The sequence below is a fragment of the Pelomonas baiyunensis genome (assembly GCF_043555935.1).
Classification (GTDB): Bacteria; Pseudomonadota; Gammaproteobacteria; order Burkholderiales; family Burkholderiaceae_C; genus Pelomonas; species Pelomonas baiyunensis.
Window position 1 is genome coordinate 752,091 of record NZ_JBIGIB010000002.1, and the last position, 16,854, is coordinate 768,944.

The 16,854-nt window shown below is 68.3% G+C and carries 16 protein-coding genes; all 16 read right to left on the minus strand.

What is annotated here, in order from left to right:
- Positions 1-11: 11 nt before the first annotated feature.
- On the minus strand, positions 12-854 hold the full coding sequence (mdcB, locus tag ACG01O_RS09850; protein WP_394383967.1) for a triphosphoribosyl-dephospho-CoA synthase MdcB: 843 nt from the start codon (positions 852-854) through the stop codon (positions 12-14).
- Positions 851-1,528, minus strand: coding sequence for a malonate decarboxylase holo-[acyl-carrier-protein] synthase (gene mdcG, locus ACG01O_RS09855; protein WP_394383968.1), 678 nt, complete (start codon positions 1,526-1,528; stop codon positions 851-853). Before mdcG ends, mdcB begins: the two co-directional genes overlap by 4 nt.
- Before the next feature lie 11 nt (positions 1,529-1,539).
- Entirely contained in the window at positions 1,540-2,241 is a 702-nt protein-coding gene (locus ACG01O_RS09860) for a biotin-independent malonate decarboxylase subunit gamma (RefSeq protein WP_394383969.1), read from the minus strand.
- The gene (locus ACG01O_RS09865; RefSeq protein WP_394383971.1) at positions 2,241-3,101 is read right to left on the minus strand and encodes a biotin-independent malonate decarboxylase subunit beta; all 861 of its coding nucleotides are present in this window, start codon (positions 3,099-3,101) and stop codon (positions 2,241-2,243) included. Before ACG01O_RS09865 ends, ACG01O_RS09860 begins: the two co-directional genes overlap by 1 nt.
- Positions 3,098-3,412 (minus strand): malonate decarboxylase acyl carrier protein, encoded by a 315-nt coding sequence (gene mdcC, locus ACG01O_RS09870; RefSeq protein WP_394383973.1) that lies wholly within the window; start codon positions 3,410-3,412, stop codon positions 3,098-3,100. Before mdcC ends, ACG01O_RS09865 begins: the two co-directional genes overlap by 4 nt.
- A gap of 8 nt (positions 3,413-3,420) precedes the next feature.
- Positions 3,421-5,091 (minus strand): malonate decarboxylase subunit alpha, encoded by a 1,671-nt coding sequence (gene mdcA / locus ACG01O_RS09875; RefSeq protein WP_394383975.1) that lies wholly within the window; start codon positions 5,089-5,091, stop codon positions 3,421-3,423.
- A 10-nt stretch (positions 5,092-5,101) separates the two neighbouring features.
- The gene (locus ACG01O_RS09880; RefSeq protein WP_394383976.1) at positions 5,102-6,460 is read right to left on the minus strand and encodes a TRAP transporter large permease; all 1,359 of its coding nucleotides are present in this window, start codon (positions 6,458-6,460) and stop codon (positions 5,102-5,104) included.
- Positions 6,457-7,029, minus strand: a complete 573-nt coding sequence (locus tag ACG01O_RS09885; RefSeq protein WP_394383978.1) for a TRAP transporter small permease — start codon at positions 7,027-7,029, stop codon at positions 6,457-6,459. The genes ACG01O_RS09880 and ACG01O_RS09885 overlap by 4 nt, the downstream gene beginning before the upstream one ends.
- Positions 7,030-7,034: 5 nt before the next feature.
- A complete protein-coding gene (dctP, locus tag ACG01O_RS09890) occupies positions 7,035-8,054 on the minus strand; it encodes a TRAP transporter substrate-binding protein DctP (RefSeq protein WP_394383980.1) in 1,020 nt (339 codons plus the stop codon).
- Between the two features lie 117 nt (positions 8,055-8,171).
- Positions 8,172-9,098: a LysR family transcriptional regulator gene (locus ACG01O_RS09895; RefSeq protein ID WP_394383982.1), complete on the minus strand. Its 927-nt coding sequence runs from the start codon at positions 9,096-9,098 to the stop codon at positions 8,172-8,174.
- Between the two features lie 26 nt (positions 9,099-9,124).
- Positions 9,125-9,703, minus strand: a complete 579-nt coding sequence (locus tag ACG01O_RS09900; protein ID WP_394383984.1) for a DUF4337 domain-containing protein — start codon at positions 9,701-9,703, stop codon at positions 9,125-9,127.
- 3 nt (positions 9,704-9,706) lie between these two features.
- Entirely contained in the window at positions 9,707-10,201 is a 495-nt protein-coding gene (locus ACG01O_RS09905; protein ID WP_394383986.1) for a dihydrofolate reductase, read from the minus strand.
- Positions 10,198-11,004 carry a thymidylate synthase gene (locus tag ACG01O_RS09910; RefSeq protein WP_394383987.1) on the minus strand — a complete coding sequence of 269 codons (807 nt, stop codon included), beginning with the start codon at positions 11,002-11,004 and terminating at the stop codon, positions 10,198-10,200. Before ACG01O_RS09910 ends, ACG01O_RS09905 begins: the two co-directional genes overlap by 4 nt.
- Before the next feature lie 85 nt (positions 11,005-11,089).
- A complete protein-coding gene (gene prsT, locus ACG01O_RS09915; protein WP_394383989.1) occupies positions 11,090-13,861 on the minus strand; it encodes an XrtA/PEP-CTERM system TPR-repeat protein PrsT in 2,772 nt (923 codons plus the stop codon).
- 177 nt (positions 13,862-14,038) lie between these two features.
- Complete coding sequence (locus ACG01O_RS09920) at positions 14,039-14,836, minus strand: PEP-CTERM sorting domain-containing protein (protein WP_394383991.1); 798 nt, start codon at positions 14,834-14,836, stop codon at positions 14,039-14,041.
- Between the two features lie 203 nt (positions 14,837-15,039).
- Entirely contained in the window at positions 15,040-16,851 is a 1,812-nt protein-coding gene (locus ACG01O_RS09925) for an ABC transporter transmembrane domain-containing protein (RefSeq protein WP_394383993.1), read from the minus strand.
- Positions 16,852-16,854: the final 3 nt, after the last annotated feature.

Consider the following 16,854-nt stretch of genomic DNA (forward strand, 5'->3'; position numbering starts at 1 on the left):
ACGTCGCGCGCTCAGCCCACGCGCTGCAGCCAGCAGGCTGCTGCCAGGGTGTCGGCCGCCCCGCCTGGGGACAGGCGGCGGCGCACAAACTCGTGGCCGATGGCCGCCGCCCGCGCCAGCCCGCTGGGCGCGGCCGCGCCGCCGCAGTGCAGAAAGTCTTGCGCGGTGGCCTGGGCCCAGCGCAGGCCGTCCAGCCCGCCCCGGTGGGCGAGGTTGCTGTCGTCCAGCGCGGCGATGACGGCGAACAGGGTGTTCACCCGCGCAGGCGTGGCGCCCAGCCCCTGGGCCAGTGCGGCACGCAGCGTGGGGGCGGCGGTGTCGAACAGCGCCGGAAAACCCAGTGCGGCCTCCGCCGAGGCGCTGCGCAGGTTGTAGCGCCGCGCGGCCATGCCGCCGGGCAGCGTGGAGGTGCGCTGGGCACGGGCCGTCAAGGCATCGCCCCAGCGGGCGAGCAACACCAGGCGCACCTCGGCCGGCGTGGCGCGCCGCCCCAGCGCCCCGGCTGCAGCGCACAACAGGCCCAGCGTGAAGATGGCACCGCGGTGCGTGTTGATGCCGCCGGTGGCTGCCAGCATGCGCGATTCAGCCGCGATGCCGGCCTGCTCCAGCGCCTCGAACGGCGCGCCCGCAGCGCCCAGCTCCGCAATGCGCACGAAGTAGCCGCGCAGCGCAAACAGGCTGCGCATGAAGGTGTGGGCGTCCATGTCCACATGGCTGCCCCGGTCGGTGAGGGTGACGAGGCCGGGCTTGGGCGACAGGGCCAGTTCGTCGTGCAGGGCCAGCGTGGCGGCACGGCCGATGTCGTGCGGCGTGAGCGGCCGCGAGGCGGCGGCGAGGCTGGGATGCGCGTTCATGCGGGCACCGCCGCGTGCGGCAGCAGGGCGCTGAGCCGGGTGATGGCGTCGGGGCCGTGCAGTCGCTTTACCAGCAGGGCGCGGGTGCGGCCCTCGCGCCAGGCCTGCCACTCGCGCCACGCCACGGCGGTGTCGCCGGGAAACACGAGTTCGCCGTCCAGCCGGGTCGAGGCGCTGAAGCTCGCCAGCGCGCTGGCGGCCTCATCAGCCTGCTCGGCGTCGCTGACGGCCAGCCAGACGTCCAGGTCGGAGCCGGGGCGCAGGTGGTCCAGCCCGGTCAGGTGCTGCCAGCCGTGGCTGCCGTAAACGCGCGCCGTGCAGCCCAGGTTTTGCAGCGTCTGGGCCAGTCGGCGCGCCGCTGCGCGGTCGGCCATGGGCAGTTGCCCCGCCACGCGCTCTAGCGCGGGGAATTCGTCGAGGTAGAGCACATCCGACAGCGGCAACTGCAGGGCCAGGCGGCGGCGCTGCCAGCGGTTGGGCGCGGACAGCCCCAGGGCGACATCGCGCGTGAGGGTGTCTTGCGGCTCGGGCTGACGCGTCACCACCAGCGGCAGGCCGTGCGTGGCCCAGTGCTGCAGGCAGGCGCGGGCGGGCGCATCCCACTCGCGCACCAGCACGCGCTGCCAGCCGGCCGGGGAGGGCCAGGCAACTTGGTGGCGGTGCAGCGGCGTCATGGTGGGCTCGCTCAGGCAGCGTCCAGCACCTGCTGGATGACGCGGGCCGCCAGCTTGCGGCCGCCGCGCGCGGCGCCGTCCTGCGCTCGGCAGTCGGTGGTGGGCGCGCTGGCCAGGGCCTCGCGCAGCGCTTCGGCCAGGTCCCCCTGCCAGAGCTGGCGCACGCCGCCCATGGCCACGTAGTTGCCCACGCCAGGCGCGAACACCGGGTTGGACTCGGACAGGTCCGCCAGCATCGCCTCGGGCAGCTTGGTGACGCGGGCCATGGCCGGCAGCCGCATGACGCGGATTTCCGCCTCGGGCAGCGCGTCGCAGGCATCAGCAATCAAGCCGGAGGTGATGAAGCCGCCGGAGAGGGCCTGGTCGTACACCAGGCCCAGCACGCGGTGGCCGCGCCTGCGTGCAAGATCCAGCGTCATGCCCAGGTGGGCCATGGCGCGGTTGATGCCCAGCAACTCGTCCCGGCGGCGCAGCTGCTGGCCTTGGGTGTCGATCAGCAGCAGGATGGCGCGGCCGGGGTGGCGGGTCATCGTGTCCAGCACGGCGCGGGCTTGGCGCAGGGCGAGTTGCACGCCGATGGGGGCGTGGTCGGTGGTGCCAATGACGGTGAGGGGCTCGCCGTCGAACGTGACCTCGCCGTGCAGGAAGTCGCCCTCGCGGGTGATGCCGTGACCGGCGCCGAAGAGTTGGGTGGTGAGGGTCTGCCAGTCCATCAGTGCGCTCCCAGGGCCAGCACGCCAGCCACGTCGAGGTCCGGCACGCGGGCCGGTTGGGCGACACCGAGGGCGGCCCACAACGCGGTGGCTTCGGCGCCGTCGAACGCGAGCCGTGCGCTGAGCTTGGCGTGCTCGGTTTCCAGCAGGGCGAGCGTGACGGGCTTTGACGCGTCCAACGCAGCGATGGCGGCCTTGCGGAAGGCGGCCACGTCGTCTTCCACCAGCACGTCGGCGTCGCCCGTCAGCCAGCGGTGCTTGCCGCCGGTGGTGCGCCACACCAGGGCGCGGTCTCGCGAGTCGAATTCCTCCACGCCGTGCGAGGCCTCGATCACCTCGGGGCCCGACATCGCCAGCCGGCCGATGTCGCTGATGACGATGTGGTCCGCGCAGCGCGCCACGATGCCCATGCCGCCAAAGCAGCCACCGCTGCCACCGATCAGCACGACGACCGGGATGCCGGCCGCGCGCACGTCCAGCAGCGCACGCATCACCTCGGACACAGCGATCAGCCCCGCGTTTGCCTCGTGCAGCCGCACGCCGCCGGATTCGGCCAGCAGCAGCACGGCGTCGGGCTTGTCCCGCAGCGCACGCTGCAGCAGGCCCACGAGCTTGGCGCCATGCACCTCGCCCACGCCGCCCCCCATGAACTGGCCCTCTTGCGCGGCGACGAACACCGGCCGGCCAGCCAGCGTGGCGCGGCCGATGGCCACGCCGTCGTCAAACGACGAGGGCACGCCCAGCTGGGCCAGGTGCGGGCTGGTGAGCTTGAGCGCGGGCGGCAGCCACTCGTGGAAGCTGCCTGCGTCCACCAGCAGCGCCAGCCGCTCGCGGGCCGAGCATTCGGCGTAGGAAATCATGGCTTCAACTCCTGCGCAGCTTGGTCCAGCCGCAGGCTGACCACGGCGGGCGTGGCACCCATGTCGTGGATGGACACCTGCACGCCGGCCAGCGCGTGGCGGGTGTGGAAGTCGCGCACCACTGCAGCCCAGATCGCGCCGAAGCCGCGTGCCGAGGTTTCGATGTGCACGCGGCAGTCGCTGCCGGGCGCGGGCTCCAGCAGCACCTCCAGGTTGCCCGAGCCCACCACGCCGACGAGCACTGGCGTGAAGGCACCGGCCGGGCGCGTGCCGGGGAAGGTGTAGTCCAGGGTTTCGAGTCCGGGTTGCATGTTGGAGCTCACCAGTTGCGGAAGCGCTTTGGCGGGGCGTAAAGGCCGCCGGAGGCGCGCACGAGGTCGCGCATGCTGCGGGCGGCCAGCAGGTTGCGGGTGGCGTCGCGCGGATCGATGCCAAGGTCGGCCGGGCGTTGGATGACGCCGCGGTCGCGCAGGTTTTCCACCACGCGGGCGTCTCGCGCCAGGCCCACGGCCGTGTAGCCGGCCACACCGCGGATGGCCTGCTCGCGCTCTTCGTCCGTGCGGCACAGCAGCAGGTTGGCAATGCCTTCTTCGGTGAGCACGTGGGTCACGTCTTCGCCGTAGATCATGATGGGCGGCAGGGCCATGCCGGCCTGCTGTTGCAGCGTCCAGGCGTCCAGCGTTTCGACGAAGGCGGGCTGCATGTGCTCGCGGAAGGTTTCCACCATCTGCACGACGAGCTTCTGCCCGCGCGGCGTACCGGCGGCGCCTGCGCGGCCGCGGCGGGCTTCTTCGCCGGCCTTCAACCAGGCCGGGCTGGCGTGGCGGCGGCCGCGGGCGTCGGCGCCCATGTTGGGCGCGCCGCCGAAGCCGGTGATGCGGCCCAGCGTGGCGGTGGAGCTGTTGCCCTGCAGGTCCATCTGCAGCGTGGAGCCGATGAACAGGTCACAGGCGTAATGGCCTGCGGCCTGGCAGAAGGCGCGGTTGCTGCGCAGGCTGCCGTCGGCGCCGGTGAAGAACACGTCGCTGCGGGCTCGGATGTAGTCCTCCATGCCCAGCTCCGAACCGAAGCTGTGCACCGACTCCACCCAGCCGGCCTCGATGGCGGGAATCAGCGCCGGGTGCGGGTTCAGCGCCCAGTGCTTGCAGATCTTGCCCTTGAGGCCCAACTGCTCGCCGTAGGTGGGCAGCAGCAGCTCGATGGCGGCCGTGTCGAAGCCGATGCCGTGGTTGAGCCGTTGCACGCCGTACTCGGCGTATATGCCCTTGATGGCCATCATGGCCATCAGCACCTGAATCTCGCTGATCTGTGCTGGGTCGCGGGTGAACAGCGGCTCGATGAGGTTGGGCTTGGGCGCGGGAATGACGAAGTCCACCCAGTCGGCGGGGATGTCGATGCGGGGCAGGGTGTCCACCACCTCGTTCACCTGCGCGATGACCAGGCCGCCTGAGAAGGCCGTGGCCTCGACGATGGCGGGCGTGTCTTCGGTGTTGGGGCCGGTGTAGAGATTGCCGTGCCGATCGGCCGCGTGGGCGGCCACCAGGGCGACCTTGGGCGTCAGGTCGACAAAGTAGCGGGCAAAAAGTTCCAGGTAGGTGTGGATGGCGCCGATCTCGATGCCGCCCGTGCTCACCAGTTTGGCCAGGCGCGCGCCTTGCGGGCCGCTGAAGCTGAAGTCCAGCCGCTTGGCGATGCCGGTCTCGAACACGTCCAGATGCTCGGGCAGCGCCAGCACGGACTGCACCATGTGCAGGTCGTGCACGCGGGCCGGGTCCACCTGCGTGAGCGAGCGGGCCAGAAAGTCAGCCTGCTTCTGGTTGTTGCCTTCCAGGCAGACGCGGTCGCCGGGCTGCAGCACGGCTTCCAGCAGGGGCACGGCGGCATCGGTGGCCACGAGGCGGCCTTGCAGGCGCGCCCCGAGGGCGTCGGCCGCGCGGGCCAAGCGCTCACGGCGCTGGCGGTCGCGCAGGTTCCAGGCGGGGGCGTTCATGGCGGCGGCCTCAGTGCTTGACCAGAGTGCCCATCACCAGGTCGGGCAGCCCGGTGGCGATGCTGGGGAAGATGCAGATCAGCACCACGGCCAGCAGCATCAGCACGACGAACGGCAGCACGCCCCAGATGATGTCGCGCAGCTCGATGTCGGGCGCGATGTTCTTGATGACGAAGATGTTCAGGCCCACCGGCGGGTGGATGAGGCCGGTTTCCATCACGATGGTCATCAGGATGCCGAACCAGATCAGGTCGAACCCCGCGGCCTTGAGCGGCGGCAGGATGATGGGCGCGGTCATCAGGATGATGCTGACCGGCGGCAGGAAGAAGCCGAGCAGGATCACCATCACCAGCACTGCCGTCAGCAGCACCCACTTGGAGAGCTGCATGCCGACGATCCACTCCGCCGCAGCCTGGCTGATGTGCAGGTAGCTCATCACGTAGCTGAACAGCAGCGACATGCCGATGATGAACATCAGCATGGTCGACTCCTTCAGCGTGGACGTGAGGATGGGCGCCACGTCCTTCGGCCGCCACACGCCGTAGATGGTGGCGATGAGCAGCAGGGCCAGCAGCGCGCCCAGGCCGGCGGTTTCAGACGGTGTGGCAAAGCCACCGTACAGCGCCACCATCACACCGATCAGCAGCAGCACGAAGGGCACGACGCGCGGCAGCATCTCGAACTTCTGGCGCGTGGTGAAGGTCTCGTGCGCCAGCAGGGCCGAGGCGGCGCCGCTGCGCTTGAACTCGGCCTCGGCCAGCGCGTGCTCCTGGCGGTAGCGCAGCGCGGCATACACCGCAAACAGCACCACCAGCAGCACGCCCGGGAAGATGCCTGCCAGGAACAGCCGCCCCAGCGACTGCTCGGCCGCCACGGCGTACAGGATCATGGTGATGGACGGTGGTAGCAGGATGCCCAGCGTGCCGCCGGCCGCGATGATGCCGGCCGCAAAACCAGGCGAATAGCCGCGCTTGCGCATCTCCGGAATGCCGGCGCTGCCGATGGCCGAGCAGGTGGCCGGGCTGGAGCCCGCCATGGCCGCGAACAGCGCGCAGGCAAACACATTGGCAATGCCCAGGCCGCCCGGGATGCGGCCCATCCACACGTGCATAGCGGCGTACAGGTCTTGCCCCGCACGAGACTTGCCGATGGCCGCGCCCTTCAGGATGAACAGCGGAATGGACAGCAGCGTGATGCTGGCCATTTCTTCGTAGACGTTCTGCGTGACCGTGTCCAGCGCCGACGCCGGCATGAAAAACGCCATGAACAGGGTGGCCACGCTGCCCAGCGCAAACGCAATGGGCGCGCCGGAGAACATGAACAACAGGGTGACGACGCCGAACAGGGCGCCGAGGGCGAGCATGCTCATCGGGCACCTCCGGCGGTGGGGTTGAACAGGCCGTTGAGGCGGGCGGTGAGTTGAACGAACAGTTGCAGGCTGAGCAGCGTCATGCCGGCGGCCATCAGGCCGTAGGGAATCCACAGCGGCGGGGCCCAGGAAGACGAGGTGGTCTGGCCCTCGACCCAGGCCTCGTGGAACAGCGTCCAGCTCTTCCAGGCGAAAAAGCTGCAGAACGCCGCGCAGAGCAGATCCACCAAGGTGAGCCGCAGTTGGTTGAGCGCGCGCGGCAACAGGCCGGCGATGGCCTCAATGCCCACGTGCCCGCGCAGCTGTTGCACGAAGGCGCCGCACATGAAGGTGGCACCCACCAGCAGGAAGACGGCGGCCTCGTCCTGCCAGTCGGTGGAGGCCTTCATCACGTAGCGCGAGACGACGCTGTAGGTCAGCACGCAGGAGGCGATCAGCAGGGCCAGCATGCCCAACACCACCATCGCGCGGTTGACGAAATCCAGCACCCGCGCCAGGGGCAACAGGATTTTGGGCGTGCGGGGGTCTATGCCGGCCACTGCGGGGCCGGTTTCAAAGCCGTGACTCATGGTGTTTAGAGCAGCTTTTGGGCTGCCTTGAGGATGGCGGCGCAGGACTCGTTCTTTTCGCCGAAGTCCTTCCAGGCGGTGTCGCGGGCGATGGCCTGCCACTTCTTCAGCGTGGGCTCGTCCATGTCGTACACCTTGGCGCCGGCCTTGGCGTAGATCTCGGCGGCAGCCTTGTCGTCGGCCTTGGCCGCTTCCATGGCGAAGGCTTCCATCTCGGCGCCCACGGCCATGACGATGTCTTGCTGGGCCTTGGGCAGCTTGCTGAACACCTCCTTGGAGATCATCAGCGGCTCCAGCATGAACCAGTAGGTGCGTTGGCGGCCCGAGGTGAGGTGCTTGGCGATCTCTTCGAGCTTGAAGGAGATGAAGCTGGTGGAGGACGTCATGGCCGCGTCCATGGCGCCGGTTTGCATGGCGGCGTAGATCTCGTTGGAGGGCAGCGAGATGACGGACGCGCCAGCGTTCTTCAGCATCATGTCCATCTCGCGGCTGCCGCCGCGCACTTTCAGGCCCTTGGCGTCGTCCGGCGTGACCAGCGGGCGGCCCCGGCTGGCCACGCCACCGGCCTGCCACACCCAGCTGACGATCATCACGCCCTTGTCGTCCAGCACCTTGGACAGGAGCTTGCCCACCTCGGCGTTCTTCCAGGCGGCGCCTTGCTCGTAGCTGGGCACGAGCGCGGGCATCAGGCCGGCGTTGGTTTCAGCCACCTCGCCACCCGCGTACGACAGCGGAACCAGGCTCATGTCCAACGCGCCTTTGCGCAGGGCGGAGAACTGGGCGTTGGTCTTCATCAGCGACGAGCCGGGGTAGACGGAGGCTTTGAGCGCGCCGCTGCTGCGCTTTTCCACCTCGGCCGCGAACTTGCGGCACAGGCGGTCGCGGAAGTCGCCTTCGGTGAGCGAGCCGCTGGGGAACTGGTGCGAAATCTTCAGGCTGCCGGCTTGCGCGAAGGCGCTGGGCAGGCAGGAGGCGGCGGCGGTGCCGGCGGTGGCGGCCAGCCAGTGGCGGCGGGTCAGTTGCATGGACTTGTCTCCGGGTTCCACCCTGGATGGGCGGTATGGGCGCAGTGTCTGGGCGCCCCCGAAGACGGTCAATCAACTTGCACGGTGGATCGTTACGCCACCTGCAAGGGTTGTGGGTTAACCCGAGGCCTTTTGCAGGTCCAACGCATGGCTGCGGCAGGCGGCCAACAGCGACAGCAGGTTGGGGTCACGCTCCCGCGTGCGCAGGAACACCACGCTGATCTTTTGCCGCATCTGGTACTGCGGCAACAGCGGCAGGAGGCGCACCGTGGGCGGCACCACGCTGCGGATGCGGCCGGGCAGCAGGGTGCACCCAATGCCACCGCCCACGAGGTTCATCAACGAGAAGATGTCGTTGGTGGTCATCACCACCTGCGGCGCATAGCCCGCCACGCGGAAGGCATCGACGAAGCGGTCACGCGTGACGTAGCCTTCGTTGAGCGAGACGAAACGACCGTCGGCGCATTGCGCGAGGTCGATCTCGGCGGCGTCGGCGTAGGACGACCCGGCGGGCGCTGCGAAGAACATCTCGTCCTCGAACAGCAACTGGCTTTCCACATCGGCAGCGCCTTCCGGCGCGCCCATGATGGTGGCGTCCAGCTCGCCCTCGCGCAGCTTGCGCAGCAACTCGCTGTTGGAGCCCAGCACCAGCTCCGTCTGGATGTCAGGCTTGCGCAGCCGCAGCGCCATGATGATGGCGGGCACGGTGCCACTGGTCAGCGAGTAGAGCGAGCCAATGCGGATGCGGTCGGCCGCGTAGCCCGCGATGTCGCGCGTGGCGCGGATGCCGCGGGACATGGTTTGCAGCACCTCGCGCGCCACATCGGCCAGGGCTTGGGCGGCATCGGTGGGCTGCAGGTTGCGGCCCTCCAGGCGGAACAGGCTACAGCGCGTGCCGGTTTCCAGCGAATGCAGGGCCCGATGCACGCTGACCGTGCTCACCCCCAAGCGCTCGGCCGCCCGCGCCAGGCTGCCGGCTTCCATGAAGGCCAGCAAGATCTCCAGCTTACGGAAGGTGATCTCGTCGTCGATGCGGTCCTGCATGGCGCGGCGCGGGCGGGTTCAGCGGGTCAGATGTGGGCTGCGGCCAGTGCGCCCAGTACGACGCCGATGCCGCCGATCACCAGTGTGGCCCCTTCCATCCAGCGGCGCTTGGTCAGCAGCGCGATGGCGGCAATGGCGATGGACACCTGCAGCGCCGTGGTGGCCTGCGCCCAGCGGTGGTGCTGGTGCATCTGGCCCTCGCTGAGCTCGTCAAAGTGCTTGGACTCCGCCTCCAGCGCCTCGGCCTTCTCCTTGATCTCCGCCTTTTCCTTTTCGTAGCGGGCGATCTTGTCCTTGTACTTGGCCTTCTGCTCTTCGCTGTTGCTCAGGTCCAGGGCCAGCTCGGAGAGGTTTTGCTTGCTGCTCTTGGACTGGTAGTAGGCCCACTGGTTGCTGGCTTCCGTCTTCTTGATGGCGGCGTCGTTCTTGTACAGCCCGGCGTTGGCTTGCGTTGCGCCCCCCATGTACGAGAAGAAGGCGCCCACCGTGGCCAGGATGGCGGTGATGACAGCGAGTTGGCCCGCAAAGCCCTTGGGCTCGTGTTGGGCGGCGTGCTCGAGTTCGTGGTCGTGCGGGCCGTGAACGTGGAAACCGTGTCCGGACATGGATCAATCCTTGCAAACGTAGTCGATGAATTCGTAGTGCAGCCCGCTCGCGCTGGTGTGCGCTTCTCGGGCTGCCACCGTGAACCGCTCGCGCGGCCACGGGGGGAAGTGGCGGTCGGCATCGGGGAAGCGGGCGTCCACCTCCGTGAGCGCCAACTGGTGGGCGTGGGGCATGGCGAGCGCGTAGATCTCGCTGCCGCCGATGACGCACACCTCGGGCACGCCTTGGCAGGCCGCCAAAGCGGCGTCGAACGACGCGAACACCTCCGCGCCGCCCAGCGCCGGCGTACTGCGGCTCACCACCAGGTTGCGCCGGCCGGGCAGCGGGCGGAATCGGGGCGGCAGCGAGTCCCAGGTCTTGCGGCCCATGATGACCGGCTTGCCCAGCGTGATCGCCTTGAAGCGCGCCAGGTCTTCTGGCAGGTGCCACAGAAGCGCGTTGTCCCGCCCGATGGCGCCGTCTTGGGCAACGGCCGCCACCAACACCACGCGCGTCATACGGCCACCGGCGCCTTGATCGCCGGATGCGGGTCGTAGCCGCTGAGCTCGAAGTCCTCGAACTCGTAGTCAAAGATGGACGCCGGCCGGCGCTTGATCGTCATGGTCGGGTAGGGGCGGGGTTCGCGGGCCAGTTGAGTCTGCACCTGCTCCACGTGGTTGTCGTAGATGTGGCAGTCGCCCCCGGTCCAGATGAACTCGCCCAGTTGGAGGTCGCATTGCTGGGCCAGCATCATCGTCAACAACGCATACGACGCGATGTTGAACGGCACCCCTAGAAAGATGTCCGCCGAGCGTTGGTACAGCTGGCAGCTGAGCTTGCCGTCGGCCACGTAGAACTGGAAGAACGCGTGGCAGGGCATCAGCGCCATCTTGGACAGATCGCCCACGTTCCACGCGCTCACGATGATGCGGCGGCTGTCCGGGTTGGTCTTGAGCGTGCGCACCACCTCGGCGATCTGGTCGATGTGGCCGCCATCGGGCGTGGGCCAGTTGCGCCACTGCACGCCATACACCGGGCCGAGGTCGCCATCGGCGCGGGCCCATTCATTCCAGATGGTCACGCCACGCTCTTGCAGCCACTTCACATTGCTGTCGCCGCGCAGGAACCACAGCAACTCCAGGATGATGGATTTGAGGTGGACCTTTTTCGTGGTGACCAGCGGGAAGCCCGCGGCGAGGTCGAACCGCATCTGGTGCCCGAACACGCTGCGCGTGCCGGTGCCGGTGCGGTCGCTTTTCTGCACGCCCTGCTCGAACACATGGCGCATGAAGTCTTCGTACTGACGAGGAGGCGTGTTCATGGGCCGGATTGTCGTTCGGCTCACGGTGGACGCACCGCAGGCCCACCCGCACTGGCGGGTGAGGCCTTGCTCGGGGGCGCCCGGCTCAGGTTTGACCGAGCGCTGCCTTGACCTTGGCGAGGCTGGCTTGGCCGAGTTTGTCGAGGCGGTTGGCGTCCACGCCGCGCAGCGCCTCGCTGGCGCCGGTGCGGTCGCCACCGGCCAGCAGCACTTCGGCCAGATGCACCTTGGGCGTGGCCGCTGTAGGCGCCAGGCGGCTGGACATGCGCAGCACGGTCACCGCTTCATCACGCTGCCCTGCAGCGGCCAGTGCGCTGCCCAGCGTGTCCAGCACGTTGGCGTTGTTGGGCAAGGCGTCCGCCGCCTTGCGGGCGTTGGCCAAGGCCTCGGGCTTGCGGGCCTGCACTTGCGCCCAGGCCAGGTCGTTCAGCAGCACGGGGTTGTTCGGCATCTTGGCGCTCAGCTGCTGCAGCAGCTCGACGGCCTGGGCGGGCTGCCCGGCCACCATCGCGCGTTCGGCCGCGGCCTGGATCACGGCGGTGCTGTCGGGCTGCTTGCGCATCAGCTCGGCCATTTGTTGGTCGGCGGGCACCGTGCGGCTCAACCGGTCCAGCGTCTTGATGATGCGCAGGTTGCCGGCCGGCGTCATGCCGGCTTTCACGGCACTGGCGTAGGCCTTGAGCGCGTCGTCGGGTTTGTCGGTTGCCACCAGCACATCCCCTTCCAACAGCAGACCCATGCCGGCCAGACCTTCTTGCTGGCCCAGTTGGCGCGCCACCGAGAGTGCTTCGTTGGCATTGCTGCGGCTCATCAAGCTGGCCAGCGCGAGGTAGGCGCCTGGGTCGTACGGGCGCTCGGTGATCAGAGCGCGCAGCAGCGACGCGGCTTCGGCCGTGCGGTCGTTGTTGGCTTCCAGCTGCGCCAGGCGCAAGCGCCAGTCCCCGCGCTGGGGGTAAGCCGCCGCGAGCTTGCGGTAGGCCTCCGTGGCCTGTTGCTGCTTGCCCAGGCGCTCGTAGGTGCTGGCTTGCACCTCCAGCACCGCCGCCGGCGCGTTGGTCATGGCAGCGCCCGACTCCGCCACGGTCAGTGCTTTCTCGGGCTGCCCGAGCCGCAGGTGCTCGTTCACCAGCGCCTCACGCAGGTTGGCAGAGTCGGGCACCGCCTTCACGCCCTGTTCCAGCACGCTAAGCGGTGTGTCGCCGGATTTGCCCGCCCCGCCCGTTTGCAGTAGCGAGGCGTAGTCGGCATAGACGTCTGCGCTGGTGTTGCCCGCCGCCACCGCCTTGCCCAGGCGGGCCACGTACTCCTGTCGCTGCTCGGGCGTCTTGGCCATGGTGCCCAGCGCCGTCAGTGCGGCTGGCAGGTTGGGTTTGGTGTCCAGCACGGCGAGCGTGGTCTTCCAGGCGCCTGTGCGGTCGTTCTGTGCCGACATCACGGCTGCGAGGTTGAGGCGCGCCTGCGCGTCTTGCGGCGCCGCGCTGACGGCGGCGTCGGCCATGCGCCGCGCCTGGTCCACGCGGCCCAGGCGCAGGCTGACGGCAATCACGCGGCCGAGCAGCAGGTGATCTTGCTTGGCAAGTTCCGCGGCGTGGTCCAGCAGCTTGGCGGCCTCGGCGTTGTCGCCCGCGGCAAAGCGGGCTTGGGCCAGGCGGATGACGCTGGTGGCGTCGTCCGGGTATTGCGCCACCACTTGGGCCAGCGTGGCCGCAGCGGCTTTCTTGTCGCCACGGGCGGCTTCCAGGTCGGCGCGCAGGCCGAGCATGGTGGCGTCGTTGGGCGCCAGCACCAGGCCCTGTCGCACCAGTTGCGCGGCGTCAGTGAGATTGCCGCTCCGCAGCTGGCCTTGCGCCAGCAGCCGCAAGATGGGCAGGGAGTCAGGCTGTCGCTTGTTCGCCGCCTGCAGGCGCTTGACGGCGCCTTTGACATCGCCGCTGCGCAACTCGGCCGATGCGGCCAACAGCGTGGCCGGCATGTGCTCGGGCGACACCTTCAGCACGCGCAGCGCGGCCGCCTGGCTTTCTTGCGGGCGATCGGCCTGGGCCAGCAGCAGGGCGTCAAGGTAGTGCGTCCAGAAATGATTCGGGGCCTTTTTCTTCAAGGCATCTCGCACCGCCGCGGCTTCACTGAACTTGCCGGCGGCGGCCAGGGTCTCGCCGTATTCGCCCTGCACGCCGATGTGCCAGGGCACGGCATCGTGTGCCTTCTTGATGGCCACGAGCGCCTGTGCAGGGTCATTGGCTGAACTGGCCAGTCGGCCCGTCGCGCGGAACACCCACCACGGCGCGTCCTGGGCTTGGCTGGCCGCCTGCAGCACCTTCATGCCTTCGGCAATTTGCCCTTCGCTGGCCAGCATCTGTGCGCGGGCGAGCGCCACGGCGGGGGAGTCCGCTGCGTGAGCGATCTGCTCCTTGGCCGCAGGCAGGCGTTTCAAGGCCGTCAGCGCCAGCGCGACGGTGCCGCGCAGCGTGCTGTCAGCTTGGGCGTCGCTCAGCTTGCGGTCCTTGAAGTCGCGAACCAGTTTGTCCATGTCGCCGCGGTCCAGCATCACCAGCGCGATTCGCGGCACCAGCTGATTGGCGTCAGCGCCAGCATCCACGGCCTTGCGCAACTGCTCTTCCACCGACGCCAGGTCGTGCGTGCGCTCCAGCGCATTGGCCAGTTGGATGCGCGCATCAGCGGAATTCGGCTGCGCCTGGACCGCGTTCTTCAACTCGATGACCGCGCCGGAAATCTCGCCTTTGGCCAGCAACTCCTTGCCGGAGGCCAGCGGGTCTTTGCGGCTGCAGGCACTCAAGGCGGCCAAGACAGCGACGGAAATCAACAGGGTTTTCGGGCGATACAGGCGGGCGTGTGACATGCGGTGCAACGGTGCAGTGACGACAGCGGAGAGTCGGTTGGGGGCGGTGGGCCGGGTGCGAACCCGTTGGGGGCGTCAAAGGCGCGTCCCCCGATCGGCAGTCGATTGTGATGCCACCGCCCAATGAAAAAAGGGCCGGCAGAGCCGACCCTTTCAGGTGCAAATCGCGCGGGCGAATCAGGCCTGCTTGCGACGACGAGCAGCGGCCAGGGCCACCAGAGCGCCGCCCACCAGGGCGAGGCTGGCCGGTTCCGGCACGCCGTTCGACGGCGGGGGAGCGATGGCGCCGAAACCGTCCAGGTAGACGTAACCTTCGTGGCCCGTGGGGGCGCAGTCGCTGGCCAGCACGGTCAGCTCGAAGGTGTGGCCGGACAGGCTGGCGTCAATCGCCAGCTGTTCGATTTGCCACTTCGGGGTGTAGTAGTACGTACCACCGTAGACGCTGAAGCGCGAATCGACGCCGCCGCCGCCGCCAACGGCGTTGTAGGTGCGCGAGATCAGCAGCGTGTTGGTGGTCTTGTCCACCAGTTGCAGCTTCATGGCAGCCGATTGCTCAGCCGAGTGACCGCCGTTTTCCAGCACCGCCAGCCAGGCGAAGAAGATGTTGGAGTCGGTGTAGTTCGTCACCGTTTGGCTTGCGACGGACACGTAGCCACCGCTGGTGGTGTCCTCGATCCGCAGCGAATACTTGCCGCCGTAAACGGTGTTGGCCATCAGATTGCCCAACAGCGGATCCAGGCCCGGGCTCACGACCTTCGAGTGCGAACCCGCGATGGAGGCGTCGTACGAACTGCCGCCGGGCAGGAACGCGCTCGGGTTGACGGAGCTCAGGTTTTGGTAATTGCGGAAGCCGCCACCAATGGTCCAGCCCGAAGTCGTGCCGGTTTCGAAGTCGCCATTGACGAAGCCACCGGCGTTTGCAGCGGTTGCGGCGGCCAGCATGGCCACGGCACCCAGCAGAGACTTGATGTTCATACGTTGTTCCAAGTTGCCTCTCGTCCGCCCTTCGAACGAGCACGGTGGCAACTAAGCAGCATGCGTGCCAGCTTTTTCAGCTTCGCTTAAGTATTTGTTTTTGAAAGACAAAAGTCGGAAGGGCCGTGGTTTTCCCTGGAGAGCTGTAAGGAAGCCCGACACGATGTCGTGGTTTATTTCACCTTCAATTTAGGGGGGGTGTGTTAGCCGCTGGCTTGGCCGGCGTCAGCCGGCTCCAGCCCGAACTGCATCGCGGCGAGCTTGGCGTAGAGCCCGCCTCGGGCCACCAGCTCGTCATGCCTGCCGATGTCGACGATGCGGCCAGCTTCCAGCACCACGATGCGGTCAGCCTTTTGGATGGTGGCCAGGCGGTGAGCAATGACCAGCGTGGTGCGGTGCTGCATGGCGGCCTCAAGAGCTGCCTGCACGACGCGCTCGCTCTCGGCGTCCAGCGCGCTGGTGGCTTCGTCCAGCAGCAGCAGTGGTGGATTCTTGAGCATGGCGCGTGCAATGCTGATGCGCTGGCGTTGCCCACCCGACAGGCGCACGCCGCGTTCACCCAGGAAGCTTTGGTACCCCTCTGGCAGCGCGCGAATGAAATCGTCGGCAAACGCAGCGCGGGCTGCGGCCATCACTTCCTCATCGGTCGCATCCGGGCGGCCGTAGCGGATGTTTTCCAGCGCGGTGGTGGAGAAGATGACGCTGTCTTGCGGCACCAGGCCGACGCTGGCGCGCAAATCCCGCAGGGTCAGGTCTTGCACCGGTACGCCGTTGAGCAGAATCTGGCCGTGTTGCGGGTCGTAGAAGCGAAGCAGCAGTTGGAACACGGTCGTCTTGCCCGCGCCGCTGGGGCCAACCAAGGCGACGGTTTCGCCCGGGGCGATGTCCAGACTGACGGCATCCAGCGCCGCGGTTTGCGGGCGTGAGGGGTAGTGGAACTGGATGTTCTGCAATGCGACCCGGCTGCCGCCCGCTGTGGCCGGCAGCGCGCGCGGCACCGTGGTTTCAGCCACCGGCGAGCGGGCTTCCATCAACTCCACCAGCCGCTCCGTCGCGCCCGCCGCGCGCAGCACATCGCCCCACACCTCGGCCAGCACCGCCACGCTGCTCACCAGCAGCGTCACGTACACCACCGTCTGCCCCAAATGCCCGGCGGTGATGCTGCCGGCGATGACGGCCTGCGTGCCCTGGTACAGGCCCCACAGCATCGCGCCAAACACCGCGGTGATGATGAAAGCCACCAGCAGGCTGCGCACCTTGGTGCGGCTGCGTGCGGTGTCGAAGGCGGCTTCGCTGGCGCGCGAGAACCGGTCGGACTCGGCCTGTTCCTGCGTGTAGCTCTGCACCACCGTCACTGCGTTCAGCACCTCGGCGGCGATGGCGGAGGTGTCGGCCACGCGGTCCTGGCTGGCGCGGGACAGCTTGCGCACCCGCCGGCCGAAGTACAGCGCCGGGGCCACCACCAACACCAATATGCCCAGCACCTGCCCCATGACATAGGGGTTGGTAATGATGAGCATCGCCAACGCGCCCAGGCCCATCACCGTGTTGCGCAGGCCCATGGACAGGCTGGAGCCCACCACCGTTTGCACCACGGTCGTGTCGGTGGTGATGCGGCTGAGCACCTCGCCGGTTTGGGTGGTCTCAAAAAATTCGGGGCTTTGCCGCAGCACGTGGCGGTAGACGGCGTTGCGCAGGTCGGCCGTCACGCGCTCGCCCAGCCAGGTCACCATGTAAAAGCGCGAGGCCGAGAAGATGCCCAGCGCCGCACCAACCCCGAACATTGCGAGGAAGTGCTCGCGCAACGCCATGAGCCGCTCGCCCGGGGCGCTGGCCGCCATGCCCGCGTCGATCAGGCCGCGCAGTGCCAGCGGAAACGCGAGCGTGGCCAGCGCGGCCAACACCAGGGTGACCAGGGCCAGCAGGATGCGCAGGCGGTAAGGCCGCAAGAAGGGCAGCAGGCCAGACAGGGAGCGGGCCTGCTTGGAGGCCGGACGGGCAGTGGATTCAGACATGGC

Bases quoted from the DNA above. Each gene is read 5' to 3' on its own strand.
- ACG01O_RS09900 (WP_394383984.1), bottom strand. From the start codon at position 9,703: ATGTCCGGACACGGTTTCCACGTTCACGGCCCGCACGACCACGAACTC.
- ACG01O_RS09860 (WP_394383969.1), bottom strand. From the start codon at position 2,241: ATGGACTGGCAGACCCTCACCACCCAACTCTTCGGCGCCGGTCACGGC.
- mdcA (WP_394383975.1), bottom strand. From the start codon at position 5,091: ATGAACGCCCCCGCCTGGAACCTGCGCGACCGCCAGCGCCGTGAGCGC.
- ACG01O_RS09920 (WP_394383991.1), bottom strand. From the start codon at position 14,836: ATGAACATCAAGTCTCTGCTGGGTGCCGTGGCCATGCTGGCCGCCGCA.
- ACG01O_RS09880 (WP_394383976.1), bottom strand. From the start codon at position 6,460: ATGAGCATGCTCGCCCTCGGCGCCCTGTTCGGCGTCGTCACCCTGTTG.
- ACG01O_RS09925 (WP_394383993.1), bottom strand. From the start codon at position 16,851: ATGTCTGAATCCACTGCCCGTCCGGCCTCCAAGCAGGCCCGCTCCCTG.
- mdcB (WP_394383967.1), bottom strand. From the start codon at position 854: ATGAACGCGCATCCCAGCCTCGCCGCCGCCTCGCGGCCGCTCACGCCG.
- ACG01O_RS09865 (WP_394383971.1), bottom strand. From the start codon at position 3,101: ATGATTTCCTACGCCGAATGCTCGGCCCGCGAGCGGCTGGCGCTGCTG.
- mdcG (WP_394383968.1), bottom strand. From the start codon at position 1,528: ATGACGCCGCTGCACCGCCACCAAGTTGCCTGGCCCTCCCCGGCCGGC.
- dctP (WP_394383980.1), bottom strand. From the start codon at position 8,054: ATGCAACTGACCCGCCGCCACTGGCTGGCCGCCACCGCCGGCACCGCC.
- ACG01O_RS09895 (WP_394383982.1), bottom strand. From the start codon at position 9,098: ATGCAGGACCGCATCGACGACGAGATCACCTTCCGTAAGCTGGAGATC.
- mdcC (WP_394383973.1), bottom strand. From the start codon at position 3,412: ATGCAACCCGGACTCGAAACCCTGGACTACACCTTCCCCGGCACGCGC.
- ACG01O_RS09885 (WP_394383978.1), bottom strand. From the start codon at position 7,029: ATGAGTCACGGCTTTGAAACCGGCCCCGCAGTGGCCGGCATAGACCCC.
- ACG01O_RS09910 (WP_394383987.1), bottom strand. From the start codon at position 11,004: ATGAACACGCCTCCTCGTCAGTACGAAGACTTCATGCGCCATGTGTTC.
- ACG01O_RS09905 (WP_394383986.1), bottom strand. From the start codon at position 10,201: ATGACGCGCGTGGTGTTGGTGGCGGCCGTTGCCCAAGACGGCGCCATC.
- prsT (WP_394383989.1), bottom strand. From the start codon at position 13,861: ATGTCACACGCCCGCCTGTATCGCCCGAAAACCCTGTTGATTTCCGTC.